This is a genomic window from Galbibacter orientalis DSM 19592, from assembly GCF_000260115.1.
GTDB classification, from domain to species: Bacteria; Bacteroidota; Bacteroidia; order Flavobacteriales; family Flavobacteriaceae; genus Galbibacter; species Galbibacter orientalis.
On sequence record NZ_JH651379.1, the window covers coordinates 509,369 to 535,310 of the forward strand.

The 25,942-nt window shown below is 33.6% G+C and carries 23 protein-coding genes; 6 read left to right on the plus strand and 17 right to left on the minus strand.

The window, feature by feature from the left end; translation table 11 throughout:
* Nucleotides 1-534 precede the first annotated feature (534 nt).
* Together JOOMADRAFT_RS02400 and JOOMADRAFT_RS02405 are read left to right on the plus strand one after the other, a co-directional pair.
* A complete protein-coding gene (locus JOOMADRAFT_RS02400) occupies nt 535-780 on the plus strand; it encodes an AbrB/MazE/SpoVT family DNA-binding domain-containing protein (protein WP_008611083.1) in 246 nt (81 codons plus the stop codon).
* Nucleotides 771-1,094, plus strand: coding sequence for a type II toxin-antitoxin system PemK/MazF family toxin (locus tag JOOMADRAFT_RS02405; protein ID WP_008611084.1), 324 nt, complete (start codon nt 771-773; stop codon nt 1,092-1,094). Before JOOMADRAFT_RS02400 ends, JOOMADRAFT_RS02405 begins: the two co-directional genes overlap by 10 nt.
* A gap of 166 nt (nt 1,095-1,260) precedes the next feature.
* Here the strand turns inward: JOOMADRAFT_RS02405 and JOOMADRAFT_RS02410 are convergent, their stop codons facing one another.
* Both JOOMADRAFT_RS02410 and JOOMADRAFT_RS02415 read right to left on the minus strand, forming a co-directional pair.
* Entirely contained in the window at nt 1,261-2,220 is a 960-nt protein-coding gene (locus tag JOOMADRAFT_RS02410) for an OmpA family protein (RefSeq protein WP_008611085.1), read from the minus strand.
* A gap of 57 nt (nt 2,221-2,277) precedes the next feature.
* Nucleotides 2,278-3,042: an exodeoxyribonuclease III gene (locus JOOMADRAFT_RS02415; protein ID WP_008611086.1), complete on the minus strand. Its 765-nt coding sequence runs from the start codon at nt 3,040-3,042 to the stop codon at nt 2,278-2,280.
* A gap of 442 nt (nt 3,043-3,484) precedes the next feature.
* Between JOOMADRAFT_RS02415 and JOOMADRAFT_RS02420 the strand changes: the two genes are divergently transcribed.
* A complete protein-coding gene (locus tag JOOMADRAFT_RS02420; protein WP_040879484.1) occupies nt 3,485-5,542 on the plus strand; it encodes a TonB-dependent receptor family protein in 2,058 nt (685 codons plus the stop codon).
* Nucleotides 5,543-5,755: 213 nt separating this feature from the next.
* Here the strand turns inward: JOOMADRAFT_RS02420 and JOOMADRAFT_RS02425 are convergent, their stop codons facing one another.
* Nucleotides 5,756-7,300 carry a glycine--tRNA ligase gene (locus JOOMADRAFT_RS02425; RefSeq protein ID WP_008611092.1) on the minus strand — a complete coding sequence of 515 codons (1,545 nt, stop codon included), beginning with the start codon at nt 7,298-7,300 and terminating at the stop codon, nt 5,756-5,758.
* Between the two features lie 35 nt (nt 7,301-7,335).
* Nucleotides 7,336-8,256: a hypothetical protein gene (locus tag JOOMADRAFT_RS02430; RefSeq protein ID WP_008611095.1), complete on the minus strand. Its 921-nt coding sequence runs from the start codon at nt 8,254-8,256 to the stop codon at nt 7,336-7,338.
* Nucleotides 8,257-8,296: 40 nt separating this feature from the next.
* Here JOOMADRAFT_RS02430 and JOOMADRAFT_RS02435 point away from each other — a divergent pair, with 40 nt between their 5' ends.
* Together JOOMADRAFT_RS02435 and JOOMADRAFT_RS02440 are read left to right on the plus strand one after the other, a co-directional pair.
* Nucleotides 8,297-8,995, plus strand: a complete 699-nt coding sequence (locus tag JOOMADRAFT_RS02435) for a ComF family protein (RefSeq protein WP_008611096.1) — start codon at nt 8,297-8,299, stop codon at nt 8,993-8,995.
* Nucleotides 8,996-9,045: 50 nt separating this feature from the next.
* Complete coding sequence (locus JOOMADRAFT_RS02440) at nt 9,046-10,653, plus strand: Ig-like domain-containing protein (RefSeq protein ID WP_008611097.1); 1,608 nt, start codon at nt 9,046-9,048, stop codon at nt 10,651-10,653.
* Here the strand turns inward: JOOMADRAFT_RS02440 and JOOMADRAFT_RS02445 are convergent.
* The 11 genes from JOOMADRAFT_RS02445 to JOOMADRAFT_RS20455 all read right to left on the minus strand — a co-directional run bounded on the left by JOOMADRAFT_RS02445 (nt 10,640) and on the right by JOOMADRAFT_RS20455 (nt 21,193).
* Nucleotides 10,640-11,413: an amidohydrolase gene (locus JOOMADRAFT_RS02445; protein ID WP_008611098.1), complete on the minus strand. Its 774-nt coding sequence runs from the start codon at nt 11,411-11,413 to the stop codon at nt 10,640-10,642. The genes JOOMADRAFT_RS02440 and JOOMADRAFT_RS02445 overlap by 14 nt on opposite strands.
* A gap of 102 nt (nt 11,414-11,515) precedes the next feature.
* Nucleotides 11,516-12,373 carry a hypothetical protein gene (locus tag JOOMADRAFT_RS02450; RefSeq protein ID WP_008611099.1) on the minus strand — a complete coding sequence of 286 codons (858 nt, stop codon included), beginning with the start codon at nt 12,371-12,373 and terminating at the stop codon, nt 11,516-11,518.
* Nucleotides 12,374-12,384: 11 nt separating this feature from the next.
* Nucleotides 12,385-13,086 (minus strand): hypothetical protein, encoded by a 702-nt coding sequence (locus tag JOOMADRAFT_RS02455; protein ID WP_008611101.1) that lies wholly within the window; start codon nt 13,084-13,086, stop codon nt 12,385-12,387.
* Nucleotides 13,087-13,325: 239 nt separating this feature from the next.
* Nucleotides 13,326-13,778, minus strand: coding sequence for a hypothetical protein (locus JOOMADRAFT_RS02460; protein WP_008611102.1), 453 nt, complete (start codon nt 13,776-13,778; stop codon nt 13,326-13,328).
* Nucleotides 13,779-13,849: 71 nt separating this feature from the next.
* Nucleotides 13,850-14,353 carry a GNAT family N-acetyltransferase gene (locus tag JOOMADRAFT_RS02465; RefSeq protein WP_008611103.1) on the minus strand — a complete coding sequence of 168 codons (504 nt, stop codon included), beginning with the start codon at nt 14,351-14,353 and terminating at the stop codon, nt 13,850-13,852.
* Nucleotides 14,353-14,640 carry a type II toxin-antitoxin system TacA family antitoxin gene (locus JOOMADRAFT_RS02470; RefSeq protein WP_008611104.1) on the minus strand — a complete coding sequence of 96 codons (288 nt, stop codon included), beginning with the start codon at nt 14,638-14,640 and terminating at the stop codon, nt 14,353-14,355. The genes JOOMADRAFT_RS02465 and JOOMADRAFT_RS02470 overlap by 1 nt, the downstream gene beginning before the upstream one ends.
* 369 nt (nt 14,641-15,009) lie before the next feature.
* On the minus strand, nt 15,010-15,720 hold the full coding sequence (locus JOOMADRAFT_RS02475) for a hypothetical protein (RefSeq protein ID WP_008611105.1): 711 nt from the start codon (nt 15,718-15,720) through the stop codon (nt 15,010-15,012).
* Between the two features lie 53 nt (nt 15,721-15,773).
* On the minus strand, nt 15,774-18,455 hold the full coding sequence (locus JOOMADRAFT_RS02480) for a DUF5689 domain-containing protein (RefSeq protein WP_008611107.1): 2,682 nt from the start codon (nt 18,453-18,455) through the stop codon (nt 15,774-15,776).
* A 1-nt stretch (nt 18,456) separates the two neighbouring features.
* Nucleotides 18,457-18,729 carry a TonB-dependent receptor gene (locus JOOMADRAFT_RS20445; protein WP_050989641.1) on the minus strand — a complete coding sequence of 91 codons (273 nt, stop codon included), beginning with the start codon at nt 18,727-18,729 and terminating at the stop codon, nt 18,457-18,459.
* A gap of 48 nt (nt 18,730-18,777) precedes the next feature.
* Nucleotides 18,778-19,737 (minus strand): P44/Msp2 family outer membrane protein, encoded by a 960-nt coding sequence (locus tag JOOMADRAFT_RS20450; RefSeq protein ID WP_050989643.1) that lies wholly within the window; start codon nt 19,735-19,737, stop codon nt 18,778-18,780.
* A gap of 31 nt (nt 19,738-19,768) precedes the next feature.
* Nucleotides 19,769-21,193 carry a carboxypeptidase regulatory-like domain-containing protein gene (locus JOOMADRAFT_RS20455; protein WP_050989645.1) on the minus strand — a complete coding sequence of 475 codons (1,425 nt, stop codon included), beginning with the start codon at nt 21,191-21,193 and terminating at the stop codon, nt 19,769-19,771.
* Nucleotides 21,194-21,341: 148 nt separating this feature from the next.
* On the opposite strand from JOOMADRAFT_RS20455, the gene JOOMADRAFT_RS02490 reads away from it, so the two are divergent.
* Complete coding sequence (locus tag JOOMADRAFT_RS02490; protein ID WP_008611109.1) at nt 21,342-22,391, plus strand: endonuclease/exonuclease/phosphatase family protein; 1,050 nt, start codon at nt 21,342-21,344, stop codon at nt 22,389-22,391.
* Between the two features lie 185 nt (nt 22,392-22,576).
* On the opposite strand, the gene JOOMADRAFT_RS02495 is transcribed toward JOOMADRAFT_RS02490, so the two are convergent.
* A complete protein-coding gene (locus tag JOOMADRAFT_RS02495; protein WP_008611110.1) occupies nt 22,577-23,011 on the minus strand; it encodes a hypothetical protein in 435 nt (144 codons plus the stop codon).
* Between the two features lie 114 nt (nt 23,012-23,125).
* Nucleotides 23,126-25,921 carry a TonB-dependent receptor gene (locus tag JOOMADRAFT_RS02500; RefSeq protein WP_008611111.1) on the minus strand — a complete coding sequence of 932 codons (2,796 nt, stop codon included), beginning with the start codon at nt 25,919-25,921 and terminating at the stop codon, nt 23,126-23,128.
* Nucleotides 25,922-25,942 lie beyond the last annotated feature (21 nt).

The following is a 25,942-nucleotide window of genomic DNA, read 5'->3' on the forward strand; positions in this document are numbered from 1 at the left end:
TAGCTGTGTATTTGTGTATCTGTGGCTAAAATTTAAAGAAACCACTAAAAAAATTGCTCCTGCACCAAAAAAAATGCTTCCTGCAGGGTAAGTTACCCTTCCTCCGGGGTTTGTTACCCTTCCTTATGAGATTGTGGTCCTTCCTGCAGGGCTTGTTACCCTTCCTGCGGGGGTTGTTACCCTTTCTGCAGGGGTTGGTATGCTTTCCCCGCACCTCTGCATTGCTTCACAGCGGTCGGGAAGCCTCTAAGCAATTCAATAAGCATACTGGCACATATCTTTTAGCCTTAATCAATTCCTTCGTTGCAGGCTCACGGGTATTTAAAAGAAATAAATCTAACTCATTTCAATGCAAAATCTTTAGGCATACTCAAAACAGGCTCTAGGTAATTAAACCCGCTTTGAAGAGTTAAAGAGGCTACTTTAATTACGCAAGCCTTTCCAAGTATATTTATGGCGTTGTTGGCATTAATACAGAACAAATTTTGATGTTTCAACAAAATGTACTTACCTTGTAATAACATTTAAGAAATTATGGAAATATCAATAATTAAAATCGGAAATTCAAAAGGACTCCGTTTGAGCAAGACCATCTTGGAGAAATATAACATAAAGGACAAAGTAGAACTCATTCTCGAAAAGGAACAAATAATCTTGAAACCAATTGATTTACCGAGAAAAAATTGGGAAAAAGAATTTAAAAGAATGAGTGAAAACGGAGATGACAAGCTACTTATGGACGATGTTTTCGAGGACGAAAATCTTGAGGAATGGATCTAAAACAATACTCAATTGTTCTTGTCAATCTTGACCCTACCATTGGAAGCGAAATTAAAAAGACTAGACCTTGTGTAATCATTTCACCAAATGAAATTAACAAGCATCTAAACACAATAGTTCTTGCTCCAATGACTACTAATTTAAAAAAATATCCAACAAGAGTTTCGGTCAAACACAACGGGAAAAAAGGAATGATTGCAATTGACCAGATTCGGACAGTTGACAAAATCAGGATAATCCGAATTTTTGAAAACCTAACCGAAGCAGAAATTGAAAATTGCAAAGAGGTTATAAAAGAAACCTTTGTTGACTAAAAAATAAGTACTAATACCAACAATGGCCCCTATAGTAATTGCTTGTTCTCTACTAGCTAGGGGTAATCTCATGGGTATTAAAAGGAAACAAACCTAACTCATTTCAATGCAAAATCCTTACATAAAATCAGAACAGGCTCTAGGTAATTAAATTCGCTTTGAGGAATTAAATATCATTAAGTAATTTAGAAACCTCATCTAATTTTGGCGTTAAAATAACCTCTATTCTACGGTTTCTAGCTTTCCCTTCTGTAGTTTCGTTACTTGCAACAGGTAGGAATTCTCCACGTCCCGCCGCTGTTAAATTTGAAGGATCAATCTGCTTATTTTCTTCTAAAATCTGCACTATAGAAGTAGCTCTTTTGGTAGATAAATCCCAATTATCCTTCAAAGCACCATTACCTCCATAAGGTACATTATCGGTATGTCCTTCAATAAGCACATTAATATCTGGGTTTTGCGCTAAAACTGTTCCTAATTGCTGTACAGCTTTGCGTCCGTTTGCATTTACTGCCCAGCTTCCGCTTTGAAACAATAATTTATTCTCCATGGAAACATATACTTTTCCATCTCGTTGCTCCACCGTTAATCCTTTTCCTTCAAAATCTAATAATGCACGAGAAATAGCATCTTTTAAATTCTTCATAGCGGCATCTTTTGCAGCAATCAACCCTTCCAATTCTGCTACTCTTTGAGAACGGGCTTCTAATTGTTGCTTCAGAGTTTCTAACCGAGCATTTTCAGCAGCCAACGCCTTTTCCTTCTCTTCTAACTGCTTTAATAGCTCTCTGTTTTTTTCTGAATTTGCAGCAATAGCAGCACTACTATTTGTTTCTAATGCCTTATACGATTCTTCTAAATTTGCAAGATTATTTTTTGCCGCTTCATAATCTTGCCTTAACTGATTGCGTTCTGCAACTGCATCATCATATTGCTTTTGAAGCTGGTCTAAATCGTTTTCTAAACGATTGTTAGCCGACTTTAATTCTTGATTTTCGGTTTCAAAATCGTCTTTCTGATCTTTTAACGCATTGTACTTACTTTGCAGATCGTTGTAAACTTTTGAGGACACACAAGAAGTAACAAGTCCTAAAAATAGAAATCCTATAAAAATCTTTTTTATCATTATATGCTTTTGAAAGTATTTATTTTAAACAATAGTATTCTCTTTCAATTGAAAAGCTCAATCCTCAATCTCCACTAAAATAGGACAATGGTCGCTATGCTTAGCTTCTGGTAATATAACGGCTCTTTTCAATTTTTCTTGTAATGGTTTGGCTACCATATTGTAATCTATTCGCCATCCTTTATTATTATTCCGTGCATTTGCTCGGTAACTCCACCAACTGTAATTATCTGGTTCCTTATTAAAATGACGGAAACTATCTATAAAACCGCTATCTATAAAGTTTCCAATCCACTCACGCTCTACCGGAAGAAACCCAGAGACTTTAGCATTTCTAATAGGATCGTGGATATCTATAGCTTCATGACAAATATTATAATCTCCACAAACAACCAAGTTTGGAACTTCATTTTTCAAAGCATTAATATACGTTTGAAAATCGTCCATATACTTCAGCTTATGCTCCAAACGCTCAATATTGGTTCCAGATGGCAAATACAAACTCATTACTGAACATGTATCAAAATCGGCTCGAATATTCCTACCTTCAAAATCCATATAATCAATTCCTGTTCCGTAAGTAACGTTATTGGGTTGTGTTTTGGATAAAATAGCCACCCCACTATATCCTTTTTTTTGTGCACTATACCAATAATGATAAGGATATCCTGCTTCTTCAAAAACCGATAAGTCAATTTGTTCTTTATTAGCTTTAATTTCCTGCAAACAAATTACATCTGGGTTTGCAGATTGCAACCACTCTAAAAAACCTTTTTTAATTGCTGCACGTATTCCGTTTACGTTATAAGAGATAATTTTCATTTGTATATTTTATTATTGTATAATAAAGTCATTTAAACTTTCCCCTTCATTTAAAAAAATAAATGACATTAATGATAAAAAAGCTAAAATAAGGATATTTAATCATTAATGTCCGAGTAAAAATACAAGACTGCTTCGCTGTAAAAGAAAAGAACAAAGACTAAATTTTAACTATTACAAAATGAGTAGTTTAAAGAAACATCATTACTAAACTCCTCTTTTTATTCATTTTTCTTAATAGCAAAGGTGGGGGCTATTTTAAAAACCTCTATTAACCCTTGATATATTTGGAATGCAATAAACGCTGTCTGCTTTTATCGGTCAACAAATAATATTTAATATAAACATAGAAGTAAGTACCGAAAAGTTTAAAGCATAATTTTCTTGATAGATTTTGATTCATCCAGTTTATTACAAAATTTCAAATCCATATTTTTACATCATGAAAAAAACCACCCTACTTTTTCTGATTTTTATAAATATTATAATTGGTCAAGAAAAGAAAAACGATACTTTAACAGAAGTTATTTTAGAGTCCAAACGAGTTCAAAACAATTCGCTTATCCTCCCTATCGACGCAATTAGCAGTCAAGATATTGAACGGTATGCTCCAACAGAAATTACCACCGTTTTAAACGAAACACCAAGTGTTCATGTTTTTTCTGGTGCTCTAAATACAAACCGACTTACCGTAAGAGGAATGGGTGCTAGAACTCCTTATGGAACCAATAAAATCCAAGCATACTTTAATGGAATTCCAATTACCAGTGGAGTAGGAGAAACATCTTTTAATATCTATGATCCTGAAAGTCTTGAACATATTAAAATTATAAAAGGTCCAAAAGCAACTATTTATGGTACTAACTTAGGAGGCGCTCTTTTATTCCAAACAAAACTTCCTGAGAACCATAAAACTACTTTTTCAAACCGCTTTACAACTGGCTCATTCGGACTCTTAAAAAATAGTTTTCAGGCAGGTTATCGAGATGATAAATTTTATCTAAATATCCTCTCTGACCATTTGGAAACCGATGGATATCGGGAAAATAGCAACTATAAAAGAAATAATATCCTTTTAGATATGGGGTATAATTTTAACGACAATAACAGCTTAAAAATCTTAATTAATCAACTCGATTACAATGCGCAAATTGCCAGCTCTATCAATGCTACCGATTTTGAAGAAGACCCCAAAAGAGCTGCCAATAATTGGAAAGAAGCACAAGGCTATGAAGACAATAAATTAACCACCCTAGGACTTTCTTTTCAACACAATTTCTCTGCTAATTTTACAAATACAACTACTGTTTTTTATTCTTACTTGGATCATTATGAACCTCGTCCTTTTAATATTTTAGATGAATTTACAAACAGCTATGGTTTTAGAACTCTTTTCAACGGAAGCATAACTACACTCCCTTTTAAAAACAAATTTTCGGCTGGCGCTGAGTTGTATGCAGACACTTATAACTGGGCTACAATAGAAAACTTATACGAACAAAATAATAACCAAGGAAGCTTGGAAGGAAACGTTTTAAGCGACAACAAGGAATACAGAAATCGGCTAAATGCCTTCGGGACTTTTAGTATGTATTTTAAAAAACTTGTGGTAGAAGTTGGGCTTAATTACAATACTACTGCTTATAATTTTAGAGATTATTATAATGAAGGAACTGCTAACAAAAATGCAAAACGAGACTTTGATGACATCTGGGCTCCTAGTTTAAATTTAAACTATCATTTCTCAGAGAATAATCAGCTATTTACCAATATAAGTTACGGCTTTTCCTTTCCTAACCTTGAAGAAACATTAACACCAGAAGGCGTTATAAACGAAGATATCGGACCTGAAACTGGAATTAATTATGAGATAGGAACAGAGAATTACTTTTTCAATAAAACCCTAAAATTCAAAGCTGCTTTTTATTATATGGATGTTAAGAATTTATTGGTTGCCAACCGTACAGGAGAAGATCAATATATAGGAAGAAATGCAGGTAAAACTTCTCACAAAGGCGTTGAATTCTCTTTAAACTATCTAACTAATCTCTCAAAAACAATTACGCTTCAGCCCTATATAAATGCAACTTTTAATCATCATAAATTTGAAGATTTTATAGATAACAGCAACGATTATTCAGGGAATGACCTTACAGGAGTTCCAAAAAATTTGATTAATGGTGGTTTTCAATTAAAGCATATCAAGGGAATTTATTTTACTACTACCTACCAGCATGTTGGAGCTATGCCCATGAACGACGAAAACTCTTTATCTAGTGATGCTTATAATTTAATCAATCTAAAAGGAGGTTATAAGGCTATACTTTCTGATAAATTTAGTGCAGAAATTAGTGGTGGAATAAACAATGTGTTTAACGAAAAATACGCTTCCTCAATTTTAATAAATGCTGTAGGATTTGGAAACGCAGCTCCAAGATATTATTACCCTGGATTACCCATTAATTATTACGGAAGTTTGAAGTTAACATATCATCTATAAAAACAATTTGTAGCTATCAAACTGATTTCTGTGGCAAAACTAAAGGAGGTGAAATCATTCTCAAGAACAGCTCTACACACTCACTACTACTTTAATTGAGAATGTCAAACTGAGCTTGTCGAAGCTTATATGTTCTTAGGTGCGAACTGTCTTCAACAAGCTCAGACTGACATTTGGAGTTAAATGTTATAAAATAAATAGTCTATTTAAAATTTATTTAGTCTTCAATAACCAATTTCTTATGTCTACTTCCTGAGCTACAATACCTCGAAGCTCTTCTATTTTAACACGTTTTTGCTCCATGGTATCTCGGTGTCTAATAGTAACCGTGTTGTTTTCCAAAGTATCATGATCTACAGTAACACAAAATGGAGTTCCCGCAGCATCTTGACGACGGTAGCGTCTTCCTACAGCATCCTTCTCATCATAAGTTACATTGAAATCCCATTTAAGATCTTCAAATATTTCTTTTGCAACTTCTGGCAATCCATCCTTTTTAACCAATGGTAATATTGCCACTTTTGTAGGCGCCAATACCGATGGTAATTTTAAAACTGTTCTTGTAGATCCATTCTCCAATTCTTCTTCTACCAAAGAGTTCGAGAATACTGCTAAAAACATTCTATCTAAACCAATAGAAGTTTCTAATACATAGGGTACATAACTTTTATTTTCTTCTGGATCGAAGTATTGTAATTTTTTATTGCTGAATTTTTCATGCTGCGCCAAATCGAAATCTGTACGAGAATGAATTCCTTCCAATTCTTTAAATCCAAATGGAAATCTAAACTCAATATCTGAAGCTGCATCTGCATAATGCGCTAATTTCTCATGGTCGTGGAAACGGTAGTTCTCTTCTCCCATTCCTAAAGACATATGCCATTTCAAACGGGTTTCTTTCCAGTAATCATACCATTCTTTTTGTGTTCCTGGCTTGATAAAAAATTGCATCTCCATTTGTTCAAACTCACGCATACGGAAAATAAACTGACGCGCCACTATTTCGTTACGGAAAGCCTTTCCTGTTTGCGCAATTCCAAAAGGAATCTTCATTCGTCCAGTTTTTTGAACGTTTAAGAAGTTTACAAAAATTCCTTGTGCCGTTTCTGGTCGTAAGTATAAATCCATAGCCGACTCAGCAGAAGCCCCAAGTTTAGTCCCAAACATCAAGTTAAATTGTTTTACTTCTGTCCAATTCTTACTTCCAGTTTCTGGGTCTGCAATTCCAAGCTCTTCAATAAGTGCTTTTACATCTACTAAATCTTCTTTTTCTAAAGATTGTCCAAGGCGTTTTAAAATTGCTTGTGCCTCTTCATTATATTTTACTACCCGCGGATTGGTAGCCACAAATTGTTCCTTATCAAAAGAATCTCCAAAGCGTTTTTCAGCCTTTGCAATTTCCTTTTCAACTTTAGCTTCTATTTTGGCTACATAATCTTCCACCAAAACATCGGCGCGGTATCTTTTTTTGGAATCTTTATTATCTATTAACGGGTCGTTAAAAGCATCTACGTGTCCAGACGCCTTCCATGTTGTAGGATGCATTAAAATAGAAGCATCTATTCCTACAATATTATCATGCATTTGCACCATTGCTTTCCACCAGTACTCTCGAATATTTTTCTTGAGTTCTACCCCATTTTGTGCATAATCGTATACTGCACTTAATCCGTCATATATTTCACTTGAAGGAAAAATATACCCATACTCCTTAGCATGAGATATTACTTTCTTAAATTGATCGTCTTGATTTGCCATGACGCAAAAATATACTTTTTAGGAGAATTAGAATTTTATTTCAGCTTAAAAACTGTAGAAGCCAGTAAATTTTCTTTGTAAAACACATTCACTCGGTAATCGCCTTCCATTTCGAGGTCTTTAACAATGATATAATCACAGATTCCCATAGGCTTATTTTCATAGTCTACAACAATCTTTTTACTGTATATAAGTTTCTTATTTTTATATGTAACTGCTGCTCTACTTCCTAGAATCTGATTTTTAGGATCTATAAACTGTACATAAAAAATTCTTTCGCCAGGTTGTAAAAGGGTTCCTGGTGCTATATTAAAACATGCCCGAAGTCGTTCTGCCCTATTCGCTCTGTTTGTCTCAATTACTTTTCCATTGCTTCTTGCTTTATAGGCAATTCCCACTAAAGCCGAAACCTTTAAAGCTGGATCTTTATCTATTTGTTTGGAAAGCTCAATGTTTTCATTGATTAAAGAATCGGTAAATTGTGTTAAATTCTCGTTAGCACTTTTAAGTGCATTAGAATAACGCTCCAGTTCTATATATCGTAATTTGGTACTGTCTATTTCTTTTGAAAGCAAGAAATTTTGTTGCTTTATAGAGTCTGCAACTTGATGAAGGTATTTATTTTCTTTTCTTATTTCTGCTAATTCTCTTCTGTAGCGTCCCAAAATTTGGTAATCTACTTCCAATAACTTAATGGAGTCTTTTAGCATGGCTATCCGCCTCCTGCTATAATCAATCTCTTTAATATGACTCTCATTTTCTTTAGCCAAGGTATTCAAATCATTTTCAATACTCTCTAAATCTTCCACTATCATTCCTTTTGCATTCTCTAAAAAGGAAACTTTCTCCTCACTTTCAACATAATTGAAATAAGAAAACCCTGTAAGTGCTGCAATACACAATAGTAAAACTCCTAATATTATTTTTTGTCCAAACTGCTTTTTTTGAGCACTCATTTAAATTAGTTAGATTTGAATATAACTACAACTATCATAATTGATTAAGGGCGTAAAGATACTAAATGATCTTCAAAATTTATTTTTTCCCAACACTTGTTTAGGGTGTTCCGAAATTATAGGCTTCAACGATGCTGTGCTTTGTGTTTCATGCCGACACCAATTACCACTTACTCAATTTATTAATGAGAACGATAATCTTACCGAAAAATTTTTATATGGTCGTATAAAAATTGAAAATGCCGCCTCATTTATACGATATTACAAAAAAGGTATCAGTAAACAACTTATTCATCATCTAAAATATAAAGGACATCAAGAAATCGGAACGATGTTCGGGAAATGGGTAGGACATGAAATATTGGTTTCCAATAGATTTAAAAATATTGATTATGTAATTCCTGTTCCGCTTCATAAAAAAAAATTAAAAGAGCGTGGATATAATCAAGTGAGCAACTTTGGAATTGAAATTGCCAATTGTATAGATGCTATTTATTCAGAAGAAATTGTTAGTAATGTTAAATACTCAAAAACGCATACTTCAAAAAATAGAAATCAACGAGCATTGAGCATTGGGAATCAGTTTTTATATAACAAAAACATTCCTTTAAATAATAAACATATTTTAATTGTAGACGATGTTATTACTACTGGAGCTACATTAGAAAGTTGCGTACGTGCTTTCCCTAAAGAATTAAATATAAAATTTAGTATTATCACTATTGCAATTACATCTTAATTTCAACGTTACTAAAAATAATCGTTAATTTGCAGCTTTAATTGGGCTTGATGAAAACTAAGAATCTTTTAAGTTATATTCTATTTTTTACACTATTATTCAGTTTAATAAACTGCGCTAGAAGAGGTACCCCAGAAGGTGGTCCGAAGGATTTAGATCCTCCAAGAATAACTTCTTCTAGTCCAGAAAACTACACTACAAATTTTTCTGCTGAAAAAATCAGAATTAATTTTGATGAATATATCAAATTAAAAGACTTACAAAAGCAGCTTATTGTCTCGCCTCCATTAAAAAACACTCCATACATTTATCCGCAATCTGGCGCTAGTAAATACTTGGAAATTGAAATTCAAGACACCCTAACAGAAAACACCACCTATGTTTTTAACTTTGGACAAAGTGTGGTGGATAATAATGAAGCAAATCCATATTCATACTTTAACTATGTATTTTCCACAGGCTCCTATATTGATTCTCTAGAGCTTGAAGGGTTTGTTATTGATGCGGTACAAAAAAAGCCAGATTCTTTTATTTCGGTAATGCTTTATGAAGTAGATTCTGCATATACCGACTCTGTAATTTACCAAAAACCACCAAATTATATTACCAATACGCTGGACAGTTCTACAAATTATAGACTTACAAATCTAAAAGAAGGAACCTACAGACTTATTGCATTAAAAGACGAGGCTGGAAACTACAAATTTGACCCAAAAAAAGATAAAATAGGATATATTGACCATTTTATTGAAATTCCAAGCGATTCAATTTACGGACTCAACCTTTTTAAAGAGGTCCCAGAATTTAAAGCTGCAAGACCTTCTTTAATTGCAAAAAATAAAATTTACTTTGGATATGAAGGAAATCCAAAAGGGATGGAAATAAAACTCTTATCCGATAAACCCGAAGATTATTCATACCGTACATTTCCAGATCTTGAAAAAGATACTCTTAACTACTTTTTCACACCTTTTGAAACCGATTCTTTAGTTTTTGAAGTACGAAACACCAAAACAATTGACACTTTTACCGTACGTATAAAAGAAATGTATGCAGACACCCTTGTAGTGGCGCAATTAAATAAAGGGTTTAGTATAAACGATACTTTAAAAATTCATACCTCCACCCCAATGGAAACCTACAATAAGGAGCTTATTAAGGTGTTAGATAAAGACTCTACCAATGTTGATTTTACTTCTATTTTAGATGAAAAAAATAATATTTTCAATCTAAAATGGGATTCAGATGTAGGTCAGAAATACAGAGTTACTATGCTGCCAGGTGCTATTACAGATTTTTATGGAGAGGTAAACGATACTTTAAATTATTCAGTTTCCACAAAAGACCTAGCAGATTTAGGAAGTTTACGTGTGAATTTAAAAAATGTAGACCAATACCCTATTATTCTTCAACTAACAGACAATAGCGGGGTTGTTAAACAAGAAATGTTTATTGAAGAACAAAAAGCTTCTTATGAGTTTAGAAACATCGATCCAGCCACCTATCTAATTCGTGTAATTCACGATAGTAATGGGAATGGAAGATGGGACACAGGAAACTACTTACAAAAAATTCAACCAGAACGAATTAGTTACTATCCAGAATCGGTAGAATTAAGAGCCAATTGGGAAATAGAGCAGACTTTTACTTTACAGTAAACTGATCTCTATCATTTAAAAATTTAAGTCCGTTTCGGTACGTATCAATTTCGTTTTTATGCAGGGTTGCATAGATAGTTTCGTCACTTTTTGTATGGATTAACTCCTCCCCAAGGGGGGTATACACTGCAGAGTGCCCTGTATATTCGTAGCCATTTCCATCCAATGCTATTCGGTTTACCCCAATGCAATAACTCATGTTCTCAATAGCACGGGCTTGCAATAAAACATCCCAAGCTTTTATTCTCTTTTTAGGCCAATTTGCTACATATACAAGCACATCATAATCTTCTACATTTCTTGCCCACACAGGAAAACGCAAATCGTAACATATTTGCGGACAAATCTTCCAGTCTTTATAATTTATAATTACCTTTTTTTCTCCAGAAGCATACACTTCATGCTCTCCAGCCAAGGTAAATGTATGTCGCTTATCATAATACTCAACACTTCCATTAGGCGTTACAAATACAAAACGATTATAAAAATTACCGTTCTCTACAATAACTAGACTCCCTCCAATTGCCATATTTTTCTCTGATGCAAGATTTTTCAGCCATTCTATAGAATCTCCCTTCATTGATTCTGCTACCAAACTTGCATTCATAGTAAATCCAGAAGTAAACATTTCAGGAAGAAATAGTACATCAGTTTCCTCATTTACAAGCTTAATTTTATCTTGAAGTAACGCTCTATTTGCTTCAGGATTCTCCCAAATCAACGTTGTTTGAAGAGCTGCTATGTTTAATATCTGTGCCATGGTATAAAATTAAGGTATTATGTTTATAATTGGAAAGGAAGTTCAGTGTAACTCAAATTAAACACCACTAAAAAGCACAGAGATTTGTAACAAACAGAAAGTTTATAGTTTTTTTATATTGTATTCAAATTTCAAAACTCTCAAACCCCATAAGGTTAATGTCTGTTCAACAAAAATCCTTTCATTTTTTGGGCTAGCAACTAACTTGTCTTTAAATGCTTTAATAAATTTTGCCCATAAATACCCCTTTGAATCGTTTAACAAAAAATAAAAACCACTATCTCCAAATTTTTTTCCTGATGAATCTAGAATTAGTTCTCCATTCTTACCAACATGAGGACACAAAATAACAGTAGCATTTCCATTTGGCAATGGAAAAACAGCTTTTATACAAGTTTGCCCTGAAGGTATTTTACAAGTTTTATAAACGCCCGAATACACTACTTGGCCAGTTGCTTTGTATCTCCTTAGCCAAATTGTACGCTTAACTTTTCCTGTATTAGCATCTAGTAATTGTATTATTTCACTTTCTAATGCTTTTGATTCCTTTATATTTCTAATTGGAATGTTTAATTGTTCTATTCGATTACTAAATAAAAGTTTTAACAATATTCCACAGACCTTAAAGAAAGGATTCCACTTTACTTTTAATTCAAAATCATAATTGCTTGTATTTTCATAAAAATCAATTACATCCTTAGAAAGGAAATTTAAGTCGCCTTTAGATAAATTAAGTTGATTGATGGAGTCGATTAAACCTTTGCTTTTTTTGCCCTTATCAATTATCAATTGTTCTTTCTCTGCCAGTTGGTTAACAAATTTCAAACCAATACCATTTGTATTGCCAAAAGAACCGATAAGCCATTCATTTTCTTCTTTATAGATTCTTCTACCAAAACAAATAACCCACTGCTGAGTAATCCAATCTTGAAAATTTTGTTTTTTATGTGCTATTCCCATTTTGATTTATTTTAGAAACTGGGAATAAAATTCTTTTGACCTTTCCACGTACCAAATTCTCCAATTGGTCTAAATCTTAAAGTTGCAAACTCAAAATGAAAATTTTTTCGTTCTCTTTCTTTCATCGCTTTTATGTGCCTCTTGGGCTTAGGAACCTCAGCATGACCGTGAGCCATGTCGGTCATTTCTTTTTCAGTTTTCCAAATAGAAAATGTTGATACAATATTTGGAAAGCCATAAGATGCCAATGAAAGAGTTGTTCCTGAGTGGTCTCGAACCAATTTTTCTACTGGTCTTCCCCATTGAATAAATCTTGGAACTTCAAGAGGTTTCATTCTAGCAATAGTAACAGCAACTACTGGAGAAATATTTTTTTCTAATTCTCCTTTATGTTCAGGTATTTTGAACTCTGTAAACTTGCCCCATTGTCTTATAAAAGCTAAACGTACGTACCAACCTTTCACTAGCCGTCTACCAAAATTGGTTTTTTCTAAATATTCATCTAAAGCAATTTCATTTTCCCATTGTGCAAATATTGCTACCTGCCCAATTAATATTCTGGATGGAGATAAAATTGGTGATCCCAAAGTCATTACAGTCATATTTTCCGAATGAATTAGTCCTTTAGTTTTCTTAGAAATTGGATTTGAGAACATTCCCTTTATCGCCATTAAAAAAGGCAATTCGATTAGATGATAAGAAAATATAGTCATATTTAATTTCTATAATAAAAAAGGTTTTTAGTCAAACTACAAAAACAGCAGCCTACTCTTAAGCCAATCGTTAAGGTTAAAAGTAGTCGGATTTGAAGTATAAAACAAATTATGTCTATTATAGAGTGAGGATAAATTAAATCCTTTTAAAACAAATTTTTACTTAAAGAAAAGGTAAAGGTGTTTCTATTAATTAACTACCTCGTGGCAAACTCAGGAAGCTTTGGGAATAAAACCCTCTATGAAGGATTTAAAATTCCAATTACAATAGTATGAATCCGTAAGGCAATTCCTGTAAGTACTGGTACCACCACAATTCCAATAGTTAAATACAAAAAACAAGCGGCGGCTCTACTACTCCCTACAAATGCCTCTTGCTCTTTAAAATTAAACTGCCAATTTCCAGCAAATCCATAACCAATAAACAACCATAAAACGGCTAATGCTATAATGAAGTAGAGAATATTACGGTAATAAAAATGAAACTTCCTAACTGGATTATAAATACTCTTATTTCCGTAGAAAATTACGGTTGGTAAAAAAATAAGAATACTCCATGCCAACAAACTCCCTATTGGAACTTCCAATCCTAAAAAAGTACGACTTAAATTAAGTACTCCTGATAAAAAAAGGTAACATGAAACCAAAAGAAGTAGGAAATAAAATAGAAATAATTTGGTACGTTTGGTCATTTTTTAATTTTAATAAAATTAGTGTTTAAGAAAACTACTTTTTGTATACCAAATTTATCTGTCTTTGTATTTTATTCAAATAATTGGCTAATCGTTTTCATTGGTAAAAACATTTTTCCACTATCTGGAAGTTTTATAAAACCATACTTGTTATAAAAATTTTCCGCATCTTGGTCAATTGGGTCAACAACCACAGCAAACGATGCAATAGTTTTAGATATTTCGTAACTTCTCTTTAAGGCATCTATTAATAGATACTTCCCAATTCCTTGCCCTTGAAATCTATTGTCAATTGCTAGCCTTCCAAGTAAAGTTGCAGGGATTGAATTATAAGCCTTTGGTAGTTTATTCCGTATTTGATTTGGAATAAAATCTGAAGAAACGCTAGTATTTGACAACGTATAATAACCTTTAATTAGATTGGTTTCTATTTCGTTAATTACAAAACAAACAGAAAGCTTTCTTTTAACATCTTGATTTGCTTGTTTTTGAATGTAAGTGTCTAACATTTCCTTTCCACAAGAAAACTCAGATTTTTTATGTTTAGAATTTAAAGGTTCTGATAATTGACTCATCAAGTGAAAAGAGCTTTAAATTCATCCGCAGCTTTAGAAAGATCTTTGTTTGGTGTTTTAGGATTTAATACAGCTTCAAAAAACAGTTCACTATCTTTTTGAGAAGCAACTACCCGTTCTCTTTCCGATATTATCTCTTTAGCCTTTTCTTGAACTGCTATAACTACAAAATCAGTTAAATTTCTATAACCTCCTAATCTAGCTGCTCTCTCAAAAAATAATTTTTGTTCTTTAGGAAGACGAGTATCAAATCTTGCGTTTTTAGTATTTTTTTTTTCTGTTGCCATCACATTCTTTTATACAAATGTACGTTCATTTTACGTACTTCACAAAATACAGTACGTAAATTAAACGTACATATACAACCTATTTCTTTTTGGTTGCGTTAGGATAAGCATAATATTTATATGTATAGAAAATAAACGTAAAACCTCCAAAACCTAAATCCTTCATTTAGAAAAATCGTTCCTCCGTAAAAAAAGAAGCTCCTACCGGGGTAGTTACCGTTCCCGAGGAGCTTTTGTGGTCTCCTGCACACATTGTCACCCTTCCCGCAGGGATAATTAGCCTTCCTGCACCCTCGGGGAGCTTTCCCCGCAGCCCTGCAATGCTTCCCAGCAGTCGGGAAGCATATTAGGTAGTGCAGGAAATACTAATTAGGCTCTCATTCTCTTCTTATAATTACTTATATAGCCCTTTCTTCTGGTAGGCTTATTTCTAAACACATACCTCCCCGTTTCTCTAACCTCTGCAACTGCATTGTATAAATGCGTATATGCTTGGTCTCTAACTAACTTTTCTGCACTATTATCTGTCCTAGTTTCATTAGCTCTAGCAAGTAAATCTGCCATAGTAGCTGCGGTAGTTTCGGCGGTAGTTAACTGTTCCATATCAAACATAATTTTCTCTAATTCCTGAGGGTTTTTATTCCCTAAAGAAGCTAGATCACTTAAATCCTGAATCATATCTGCATGTCCAAAGCCCGCGCTAATCTCTTGGGTACGACTTAATAGGTCTTCTCGTTCTCTAAAAGCAAACCGAAAAGCATTTAACAACTCTTCTCTTAAGGCATAAGCGTCTGGCGACCGTAAGTCCCATTCCTTGCGTGCTTCCTCTCTTCCATAGCGCTCGCTTACCCAAAGAGATTGTGCATGTCTAAGTGCTCCTGCTCGAACTGGTAAATCTTCCATATAAATTATCCAATTCAAGCCCACAGCTTCCAACGCTCTTTTATCTTCTTGCGCCCAAACATATAAGTCCTCCGCCTCTTGCAAATAACTATCTACTGGCATGTTTATTCTCTTTACCTCTTCCAATGGTATGCTTTTTAATAAACTAAACTTAGTTTCATAATTCTCTTTGCTCATAATTTACTATTTACAGGGTTACTATTTTTCTTCATTAATTTTGAAATCCTATTTTATCGGGTTTTGGGGTTAAAATCTTGAGGTGCTGTTTTAGGTTCATTTATAGTTCCATCGGCTCCAGTATCATTATAAATGGTCCATTCGGAAAATGTATAGTCCGTATTATTTTTAACAACTGCAGTATTTCGTACAGCACGCCCATCTTCAAATTCGTGATTGGTGCCCGAGCCATCCTCTCCAGAAACACCAAATACATCTACCACCTTCCCATTTCCATCTACCAGATGCATAGTATCATCTCCATTAGAATCTGCTGCGCCGCCAGTACCCCCTTCTAAATCTGGCGAAAAACCATAAACCACTTCAAAAGAGAGCGCATCTGCCGCAATTACAAAAGCACTTAAGGGCGCCATAGTATATCCTGTTAAATCAATAACACTTCTTGCGGTAAATTCGGTATTAGAATTTGTATACCTACGTAAGCTCCAGCCCGACAAACTAACAGGCTCACTACCTGCATTAAAAAGTTCTATAAATCGCATATTTGCGGTAGTGTTGCTATTATCTGGGTCGGCTATTTCTGAAATTAAAATACTAGTACTCGTGTTTTTTAACGAACAATCTTCGTAACTATCTGTAAACTGAAAATCCATTGCATCTCTAACATATAAATTGTTGCCAAAGGGAATTCCTACTACATTTCCACGACCTTTTACCACCGAGACATTGGAAAAAGTAGCTGTATTTGAAATGGAAATAATAAATTGATCCTCACAGTTAGTCAATTCATTTTCTCCTCCGTAGGTTGAATTAAGATCTTTAAACTGAAAATTATTTATTTGTACTAATTTATTTTGATAGTTCCCCGTTAAAAACGCCTCTAAGCCTATTATTTCTGGCTGAATTGTATTTCCATCAACACTACTTAAAATATGTTCCGAAGTAATATTTGTTAGCAAGAATCCATTTTTATCCTTTTTTATACGCAAACCTCGTAAAGCAATTTCTATTTTAGAATTTACCTTTAATTGATGCGGAGCATCAAACTCCAATTCAATTCCAACATCTCCACTTTGCATTATCGCCTTAGTTTCTTCAAGGTTTAATGTTGAATAATTGGAGGTAATTATCCCTCTAATTTTTATGTTCTCTACTATCTCTTCGGAAGTCTCTCCAAACCCCATTAATAAAGTTTCCAGACTAATTTCGGTAGCGTTTTGTAATACATTACACCTTTCGGTATTCATTTGTGAAACATCTTCTAGATTTCGGATGCGTAATTGATACTTTCCGTCATATTGTAAAATACCAATAATGATTCCATTTTCTTGAGGTAGAAGTGAATCTCCATTTTTAAATCTTCTAGAAGTAGAAACAAAGATTTCATTTGCAAAACAATCGGTTACTGCGCTTTTAGTGTCCTTATTACTAACTACAAAAGTTGACTCTTCTATAAATTGCACCGAAGTAATAGCCACCAAGCTCCCAAGGTCTTTTTCTGAAATAGCATTGATTTCAATAGCTTTTGGAGTTATATGCTGCGCCTCTTCTCCTAGATAAAAAAAGCGATAAAAATCTTCCTCTTGAATGCCAGAAAACGCATCGTCCTTCAAAACCCCTAAAACAAATTCTCCATCTACCTTATGAAGTGTTATTCCATTAACCGCAATAGTTATTTCATGATTCAATTGAAAAGTTTCAAAAAGAGCTATTTCCTCAATTTTAATATTAATTCCACCCGACTCATCTTGTACATATATTTCCTTATAAAAATTCCCAGAACTATCATTAGCAGTAATTACAACCTTAATAACCAAAGGCACTTTTAATGTTATTGAGGTTTCTTTATACATTTCTTTAATGGATTGGATAGTGGTATTTGCTACAGGAGTTTCACAATAATATTCAATACCTCCACAGCGCACATTATTCATTTTAACATCCTCTAAATCTCTAACGGTAAGGATATAATTGTTTTGATTTCTTGTTAAAACCCCTGTAATAGTTCCATTTCCAAGAGGCAATAATGCGGCTTGAAAATCTGCAAATCCGCTATTCTCCATAAATACTTCATTGCCTTCGCAATCTTTTAAAATATGCGTTTTAGCTTTTTGAGGTTCAGCATAGGTACTGCATAAACTAGCAGGAGTTAGCTCTACATTTTGCAAGGTTACCAAGATATTTACCATGGTAGAATCTAATTCTGAAATTAAATATTTCTTTGGAGTAATTACCGAAACAGCATCACAGGGAACTAAAATATGCTCGTTAATTTTTGTAGCTGGCAACCTCCCTACAGATAAATTTCCGAAAGCCGAAAAGGTTCCACCCAGTTTAAATGTCCCTTTATTGTTATCTAAATAGAGTCCTTTTAAATTGAGGTATATTTTTTGCCCCATAGGATAAAACAAATATAAATCCCGTAGATCCAGTTCTAACTGAAAACCTTGCGTTGGATTGCTTGGATGGTTTTGAAAATGTATACTTCCGAAGAAATTTCCAGTCAAATCTGAAGAGTTTATATATCCTTCAATAATAAGTTCCTCTTGAATTTGTAAAACTTCTCCCTTATAAAGCACTTTTACTGCTTCAAAAGTGGTATTAACGGTAGGCATTTCTCCTATGCAACTATCTTTTGGAGGCGTGTACTCATCATCCGCTACACACGCAAAAATCAGCATCAAAGTAATGCTAATAAAAGAACTAAAAGCTATTATTCTCTTTAGATTTTGCATCTTAAAAACTTATTGCAAGGTTTACAAAATAGGTTCTTCCGTAGCCGTACCAATGCTTATTCCCAAACTGCGGAGCACCGCGCTGCACATCTATAAATGCTTGTCCGAAATTTGCATTTCTACTCTGCTCATATCCGCCGCTTTTATAAGTAACATCAAAAACATTGTTAATACTGGCAAACAGACTTACATATCTCTTGTAAATACGCCACGATTTTCCTCCATTAAGATTTAATAAGTAAATAGCGGGTAATCGTTCTTGAGTTAAAAGCATAGCCACTTGCTCTTCAGAAGCATTTGGAAAAGTACCTCCCTCTGGATTTTACAAGAAACTTTCGGTTCTTTTAATTGCTGAAATATCTATATAATTATCTGCCAAATAATTGCCAGTTATTCCTACCCACCAATATTTACTGCTCCTATAATCTACCCCGATTGAATATGCTTTTTGCGGTCCAACAGCTAGTTTATAATCTTTAATATTAGTTTTTCCTAAATCTAAAGTCCCTATCAAATTAATTAAATCATCCTCGGCGCCAACCGTATCAAAATTGATACTTACCTCTGCATTTTTGGAATAGCTATAATCTCCATAGGATGCCACCGCAGAAAGTTTAATTTCTGAAGTAGCTTGGTAGGCAAACCCGAGTTCTCCACCATAATGTAATTTTTCAATATTGGTAACTACCTCCTGTACAAAATCGCTCCCAACCCCAGCATCTACATAGAAATAATTAATATCAGTGGCATTTTTAAATTCAGTATAATAGCCTGTTAGTCGCATTGTAATTTCTGGCAAGTTTAAATGATAAGAGAAAGATGCCGAAGTGCTAATTTCCGACTGTAAGCTATCCACCACTTTATTATTCTCTCTTGAATTAATAAAGCTATTTTGAAGAGTTGGAGCGCTCGTTATATATGCTCCCATCCCATTAATTGAATGTCGGTTATTTAATTTGAATGTAAATCCAGCTTTAACTCCATAATTAGAAAAAGACAACGCTTCACTTTTCCCTTCTGAAGTTAACGGAAACCGCTCATTTAAAAACAACCCTTCTCTTTGATAGGAGGTATTTGAGGTTTTACCTGAAATAAAAAAGGCAAGTTTTTCAAACTGAAAATTCCCTTGCAAAAAAGCTTCATATTGACTGGAAACAATGTTATAGTTATACCCTATTCTATCGCCTTCAGTTTTATTTAAAGTACCATTTGCATCATTTTTAGTATTAGAAAACGGATCAATATCTTCATGAAATTGCGCGCCCAATAAATCTGCTAACAACCCGTAGTTTTCAGAATTTGAACTTAAATACCTAAAAACCTGTATCTAGTTTAAAAAACTCATTGAATGTATAATTTGCATTTATATTTACGGATATCAAGTTTTCTTCCGTAGCATCATTATATAATACATAAGAGCTTTTCCCATTATTTGTTTCTGAAAGATTTGCACTATATAAACTATTCCAATGTATTTGAGGATCATTTATAAAACCTTCTTTTGCTAAGTTGGCATTCTCAAAATTAGCCCCCGAAGGATTATTAATATAAAAGCTTGGCAAATAGCGGTAATAATCTGGATTAGGACTCGGCGCATTGTAATACCCTAAGCGACTACTAGTTAAGATCCCGAATTGATAAGCAGCACCCAACTTAACGCTTAATTTATCGCCTAAATATTCATAATTAAACATAAAAATAGGCTCTTCAATTTCTCGTATTCTAGAATTTCTACGCTCCCCCTCTTGAGTTCCCCAATAGGGGTTGTATTTCCGACCTACTAATTCAAAAACCTCATTTGTTACAGCAGAAGACTTCCCTCTTCTATTGGGGGTATAAAACCCTGTGAAGTATAGCGTGTGCTGTGCATTAGGCTGATATCCTATAGCGCCAAAAACTGAATATGCGTCGTATAGCGTCCCATCAATATAACCTTCTTTTGCTAAGCGTCTAGATGCAGATATGGAATAAGACAATCCGCTATTTTGCACCCCAGAATTGTAAGTTACCATTAATCTATCTGTATAGGATTTATTAGAAGCCGAAGCCGAAACACGTATACCAGACCGCATAAAAGCTGGATTTGTATTTATATAAGTAGCACCTAAAATCCCCCCGAAATTATTAGGATTAGCTTCCATTCCATAAAAATATTCTTGATTGCGGAGCACATCGTTAATGCCTCCAAAATTACTCCACTGTGGGCGTCCATTAAAAACACGGTTCATACGGATTCCGTTAATAAAAACATCTCCATATTTAGAATCGTAGCCTTTTACCTTAAAGAAAGACTGACTAAAATCGAATGCCGCTCTGGTTAAGAAAATATCTCTAGTAGCTTGAAGCATTCCTCCTGAAAAATCTGTTTCTATATCATCTGCAAAATCATTTTCTGCTAAGGAAATACTGTTTTCCTGCTGTAGTTCTTGCACATCTACTTCCAAAAAAACACTCCTAAAATTAACCGTTTGATCTGCTGTGATTGAAAAAGGAAGACGTTTAACTAAATAACCTTCTTTAGTAATTTTTAATACATACGTTCCTGCTAAAATATTTTCTAAGCTGAAGTAACCATCTGCCAAAGATTGTGTTTTATGAAATGAATCTTCTATTTCTATTGATGCTCCGTTTACAGGGAGATTAGTGCGAGCGTCAAAGAGAGAACCCTCCACCTTATTTTCTTGAGAAACTAGCGTCTCAAATAGCAAACATATAAGTATAAAAACTCCAGATCTCATTGGTTAGGATTTACTTATTTCAAAGAAGACTAAAAACACCAACCTCTATGCGTATAATACTATATAACATAAGGGCTTAATAAATTAGTAGTTGACCAATATACAAACAAATAAAGTATATTTACTACAGTGAAATAGAAAATAAAACATGAAGCTATTGATTGTATTAATATGTATTAGCGTATGTTCAATAATACATAGTCAAGAAAACAATTATAATATTGAATCTATAGTGTTTTATAATGTAGAAAATTTGTACGACACTTTAAACGACACGCTAACTTTTGATGATGACAGAACCCCAGACGGAAAATACCAATGGAATCTAGATAAATATACGCTTAAAATAGCGCAAATTGCCAAGACATTAAAAGCTTTAAATAACGACACCTATATTGCTACTCCAACAATTATTGGTCTTGCTGAAATAGAAAACATCAAGGTTTTAACCGATTTAAAAAACCACGAAGACTTGTTAGCTAGCAATTATGGAATTATCCATGAAGACTCCCCAGATGAACGTGGAATTGATGTGGCATTACTTTATAAAAAGGATAGCTTTATACCGAATACGATACATAGCAGGCGACTCATAATTTATAATGAAAAAGGTTTTAGAGATTACACTAGAGACCAACTTGTAGTTGATGGCTACCTACATGGAACATATTTTTGTTTTATAGTAAACCATTGGCCATCTAGAAGTGGAGGAGCACAAAGAAGCAAACCTTTTAGAGAAGCCGCCGCTAGGCTAAATAAGCAAATTATAGATTCGGTTTCTAGAAAACATCCAGAAATAAAAATTATTAGTATGGGCGATTTTAACGATAATCCAACTGATAATTCATTTAAAAATATCCTAAGAACAAAAGGGAATAAAGTAATTCAAGACGAACCATATCTCTACAATCCAATGGAAAAGATCTACAAAAAAGGAATTGGTTCTTTAGCGTATCAAGATAAGTGGAGTTTGTTTGATCAGATTTATTTTACCTCGAATTTATTAGAAGATAATAATGGGTATCGATTTTGGAAAGCAGGGGTCTATGCGCCTAACTATTTAAAAACAAAAACTGGAAAATACAAAGGATATCCATTGAGAAGCTATGCTTCTGGCGTTTACTACGCCGGATATTCTGACCATTTTCCAGTTTATATCTATTTGGTAAGAAAGTTAACTATTAATAAAAGTGAATAGCTAGTGTGTTAATGTGTTGTTATGTACTTTTTAGTGTTTCGTTTATTAGGAGCCTGTTTAGGATCTTAAAGACAACCCTTCGACAAGCTCAGGGCTACAGTCAATACTAAATTATTATAACACAGTACTAGTTAAACTTATGTAACTCTTAATTTCCAACCTTTAATTGCTTAGGAACAGCGTTCTTAATCGAACCAAAGCATATAAGGGATTCTAAGTAAAATAAGGAAAAGTCCGATTCCGTAGAATAAAGCAATTTTTCCAAATTTTCTTTTAGAAGTAGTTTCTTTTTTATGTTTACTCCAACCAATAGTAATTAAAGCAATAGCAATAATGTTAGTAAAAGGATGCTCTACAAGCACTAATCTTAGGAGACTATCACTCATAACGCCCCCTGTTTGCCATGAAGCAAATCTAGGAGAAACGAAATAAAGCACGAGTCCTATTAGAAGTTGAATATGCGAAAATATTAGTGCAAAAAGACTAACTCTAAGATCCTTAGCCATGCTAAAATCTTTATTTTTAAAATAACCTACCATAGCATTTAGAACTGCTATAACAAGTACTAAAAGGGTGAAATATGCCCAATATGAGTGTAAAACATTAACTGTTGAATACATGAATGAGATTGTTTAGTTTGTATTCAAAAATACACATTATAGCTGATAAATTTCCAGAAAAGGCATAAAAAAACCCCGCAAATTGCGGGGTTTAATTTTTATAATAAGATCTTATTAGAAGTTGTATCTAACTGTCATATTCCAAGCTCTTCCCCATCCAAAGAAAACTCTATTGCTAGTACTAATCCCTCTATAAGTTGCATCTCCATCTTGCGCAAAATTATTAGTTTCAGATTCTGATATATATGTAGTATCGAATACATTATTCACATTTAACCTAAGATTGATCGCTTTATCTTTCTCTCTACCAACAATTAATTTATATGATAAACCTGCATCAAATAAATTATAATCTGGTAATTCAAGAGCACCTTGATTATCTGGAGTACCAAACTGATTAACAAAATTTCCACTATCTCCTGCAAAATCAGCATATAACTTATCAGCTCTATCCCAACTTGCATCGAATCTTAATCCTTCTATTGGCATAATACCAATCCCTAATCGTGACGTAAATTGAGCAGCATCTCCAACCTTTACACCATCAAGATATAAAGTATAATTTCCGATTAAATTTTGACCAGAATCAAAAACAGAAGCATCTACATTTCCATTATATTCCCAATTTCCAATTGATAGCATTCCATATACATCAAAATACCTATGAAAAGGACGGTAATTTGCAACAAATTCAACTCCCGAATGTACTTGTTCCAATCCTTTAAAATTAGCAGATCCATTAATATCACCTTCAACTGTTACACTTTCCGAAAGGAATCTATCTTTCCATGAAGTTCTATAAACATTAACATCTGCTGTAAATTCTGAAGATCTAAATCCATATCCTAGTTCTAATCCAATAATTTTTTCATTTGTCAAATCTTCATTTACTAAATTAACATAATTCAAGAAAACTGCATCAAACAATGGTTGTTTAGAATAAAATCCTGCATTAGCAAAAACATTATGCTTTTCATTAATATTATAATTAATACCACCTTTAATATTACCTCCTAATTGATTAATCCACTCCGTTTCTTGTTCTGGGTCAGAATCTAAATAGTTGAATGGATCTTCTCTTTTAAATCCTTGGTTAGAAATAGCTCCTTGAACAAAGGCTGACAATTTATCACTTGTATATTCTAACTGACCAAATCCACCAATCCAATTTACATATCCTAAATTATAATAATCAATTTTAGTTTCATCGTCTACATCTTTAAACACATTCCAAGTATTCCCAACTTTTGGAGAATAAGTGTTTGTTGAGAAACTATAAGGATTATTTATATCATCATTATCTACATATGCATCGGCACCTAATAAATCTACTAACCTTCTATAGTGATATCCCTTATAAGTCCTTAAATCAGCTCCTACATCCCAACTCCAATTATCATTAATTTCATTATTAAAGTTAATTATACCACCATACCAATTGTGGGAATTCACAGAAGATCTTTGTGTTATACCATTAGAAGATCCGAAAATATGCCCTCCTTCATCAACAAATGGTGAAGGATAGCTATTACCATTTACAAATTGTCCTTGATATTGAGAATTTCCATCTCCAACAAATCCAGTTCTAGGAGCTCCAAAATCTGGAACATCAGCTCCGCCATTCCATGCTATAATATCATCAACTCTAATTAAACCTTTTTCATCTTTAAATTTTGATGAGTATGATTGATCTCCATTTATACGTCCAATAGACCCAATTGAACCTCCACGTCCAAATGATGCATATAAAACAGTAGATAAAGTTGAGTTATCAGAAATATTCCAATCCCAGTTCAGAGAAGCTACAGGTTTATGGTAGAAATTACCTCCAAATGTAAACTCTTTACCGTTTCTATATCCGTAATCGCTATTATATCTTCTATCTGGATCTCCATTTTCACCATACTTGATATAATCATTCAATGTAGGCGCAAAACTTCTTTGATTATGTTGTTGTGGAGCCCCAGTTAATGTGAATTGTAGATCATGTTTATCGTTTGGTTTGAATCCAAAAGCTAAGAAATAATTATATCCTTCAAATTCAGTTCCATCAACATAACCATCACCAGCAGTTCTGCTCATTAATACAGACATTGAGAATCCACTATCCATAACACCTGTATTATAGGAAGCTAGAGTTTTTAAATAATTATCATTTCCTACACTAGTTGAAACTGAACCTCCTTCTTCTTTGTCAGATGATTTAGTTATAACATTTATAGTTCCACCCACTGAAGAAACAGCAAGTTTAGAAGAACCTAATCCTCTTTGTACTTGCATTGCTGAAGTAACATCACTTAAACCAGCCCAGTTACTCCAATATACAGATCCATTTTCCATATCATTAACAGGAACACCATTGATCATTACTGCTGAATTGTTAGTATCAAATCCACGAATATTAATTCTAGAATCTCCATATCCACCACCTTGTTTTGTTACATAAATAGATGGAGTTGATCTTAAGATTTCAGGAAACTCTTGAGAACCTAATTTTTCTTGAATTTCTGATGCTCTTATTGTAGAGACCGCTACAGGTGTTTCCCTGTCTTTAGCTACATCAATAACTCCTGTTACAACAACGCCTTCTAATTCTTCAGCGTCTGGTTGTAATGTAATTGTTCCGATATTAGCAGAACCATTACTTAAAGTAAAAGGAACTTGTTTTGCAACAAATCCAATGTAAGAAACTGTTACAGTTCCAGAATTTTCAGAAACATTTAATGTAAAGTTACCGTCAAAATCGGTTGAAGTTCCAGAAGTAGAACCTTTCACCATAACATTTGCACCTGGCAGCGAACCACCTTGGCTTCCATCTACTACAGTTCCGCTAATTGTTCCTTGCGAAAAAGCTGTTGTAGTAATTAAAGCAATTACTGCTGTTAAAATCCAATTGTAAATTGTCTTCATTTGTTGTTTGATTTAATTTAA

What these genes read in the sequence shown, in the direction of transcription:
- JOOMADRAFT_RS02400 (WP_008611083.1), top strand. Translation starts at nt 535, where the DNA reads ATGGAAATATCAATAATTAAAATCGGAAATTCAAAAGGACTCCGTTTG.
- JOOMADRAFT_RS02405 (WP_008611084.1), top strand. Translation starts at nt 771, where the DNA reads ATGGATCTAAAACAATACTCAATTGTTCTTGTCAATCTTGACCCTACC.
- JOOMADRAFT_RS02410 (WP_008611085.1), bottom strand. Translation starts at nt 2,220, where the DNA reads ATGATAAAAAAGATTTTTATAGGATTTCTATTTTTAGGACTTGTTACT.
- JOOMADRAFT_RS02415 (WP_008611086.1), bottom strand. Translation starts at nt 3,042, where the DNA reads ATGAAAATTATCTCTTATAACGTAAACGGAATACGTGCAGCAATTAAA.
- JOOMADRAFT_RS02420 (WP_040879484.1), top strand. Translation starts at nt 3,485, where the DNA reads ATGAAAAAAACCACCCTACTTTTTCTGATTTTTATAAATATTATAATT.
- JOOMADRAFT_RS02425 (WP_008611092.1), bottom strand. Translation starts at nt 7,300, where the DNA reads ATGGCAAATCAAGACGATCAATTTAAGAAAGTAATATCTCATGCTAAG.
- JOOMADRAFT_RS02430 (WP_008611095.1), bottom strand. Translation starts at nt 8,256, where the DNA reads ATGAGTGCTCAAAAAAAGCAGTTTGGACAAAAAATAATATTAGGAGTT.
- JOOMADRAFT_RS02440 (WP_008611097.1), top strand. Translation starts at nt 9,046, where the DNA reads ATGAAAACTAAGAATCTTTTAAGTTATATTCTATTTTTTACACTATTA.
- JOOMADRAFT_RS02445 (WP_008611098.1), bottom strand. Translation starts at nt 11,413, where the DNA reads ATGGCACAGATATTAAACATAGCAGCTCTTCAAACAACGTTGATTTGG.
- JOOMADRAFT_RS02450 (WP_008611099.1), bottom strand. Translation starts at nt 12,373, where the DNA reads ATGGGAATAGCACATAAAAAACAAAATTTTCAAGATTGGATTACTCAG.
- JOOMADRAFT_RS02455 (WP_008611101.1), bottom strand. Translation starts at nt 13,086, where the DNA reads ATGACTATATTTTCTTATCATCTAATCGAATTGCCTTTTTTAATGGCG.
- JOOMADRAFT_RS02460 (WP_008611102.1), bottom strand. Translation starts at nt 13,778, where the DNA reads ATGACCAAACGTACCAAATTATTTCTATTTTATTTCCTACTTCTTTTG.
- JOOMADRAFT_RS02465 (WP_008611103.1), bottom strand. Translation starts at nt 14,353, where the DNA reads ATGAGTCAATTATCAGAACCTTTAAATTCTAAACATAAAAAATCTGAG.
- JOOMADRAFT_RS02470 (WP_008611104.1), bottom strand. Translation starts at nt 14,640, where the DNA reads ATGGCAACAGAAAAAAAAAATACTAAAAACGCAAGATTTGATACTCGT.
- JOOMADRAFT_RS02475 (WP_008611105.1), bottom strand. Translation starts at nt 15,720, where the DNA reads ATGAGCAAAGAGAATTATGAAACTAAGTTTAGTTTATTAAAAAGCATA.
- JOOMADRAFT_RS02480 (WP_008611107.1), bottom strand. Translation starts at nt 18,455, where the DNA reads ATGCAAAATCTAAAGAGAATAATAGCTTTTAGTTCTTTTATTAGCATT.
- JOOMADRAFT_RS20445 (WP_050989641.1), bottom strand. Translation starts at nt 18,729, where the DNA reads ATGCTTTTAACTCAAGAACGATTACCCGCTATTTACTTATTAAATCTT.
- JOOMADRAFT_RS20455 (WP_050989645.1), bottom strand. Translation starts at nt 21,193, where the DNA reads ATGAGATCTGGAGTTTTTATACTTATATGTTTGCTATTTGAGACGCTA.
- JOOMADRAFT_RS02490 (WP_008611109.1), top strand. Translation starts at nt 21,342, where the DNA reads ATGAAGCTATTGATTGTATTAATATGTATTAGCGTATGTTCAATAATA.
- JOOMADRAFT_RS02495 (WP_008611110.1), bottom strand. Translation starts at nt 23,011, where the DNA reads ATGTATTCAACAGTTAATGTTTTACACTCATATTGGGCATATTTCACC.
- JOOMADRAFT_RS02500 (WP_008611111.1), bottom strand. Translation starts at nt 25,921, where the DNA reads ATGAAGACAATTTACAATTGGATTTTAACAGCAGTAATTGCTTTAATT.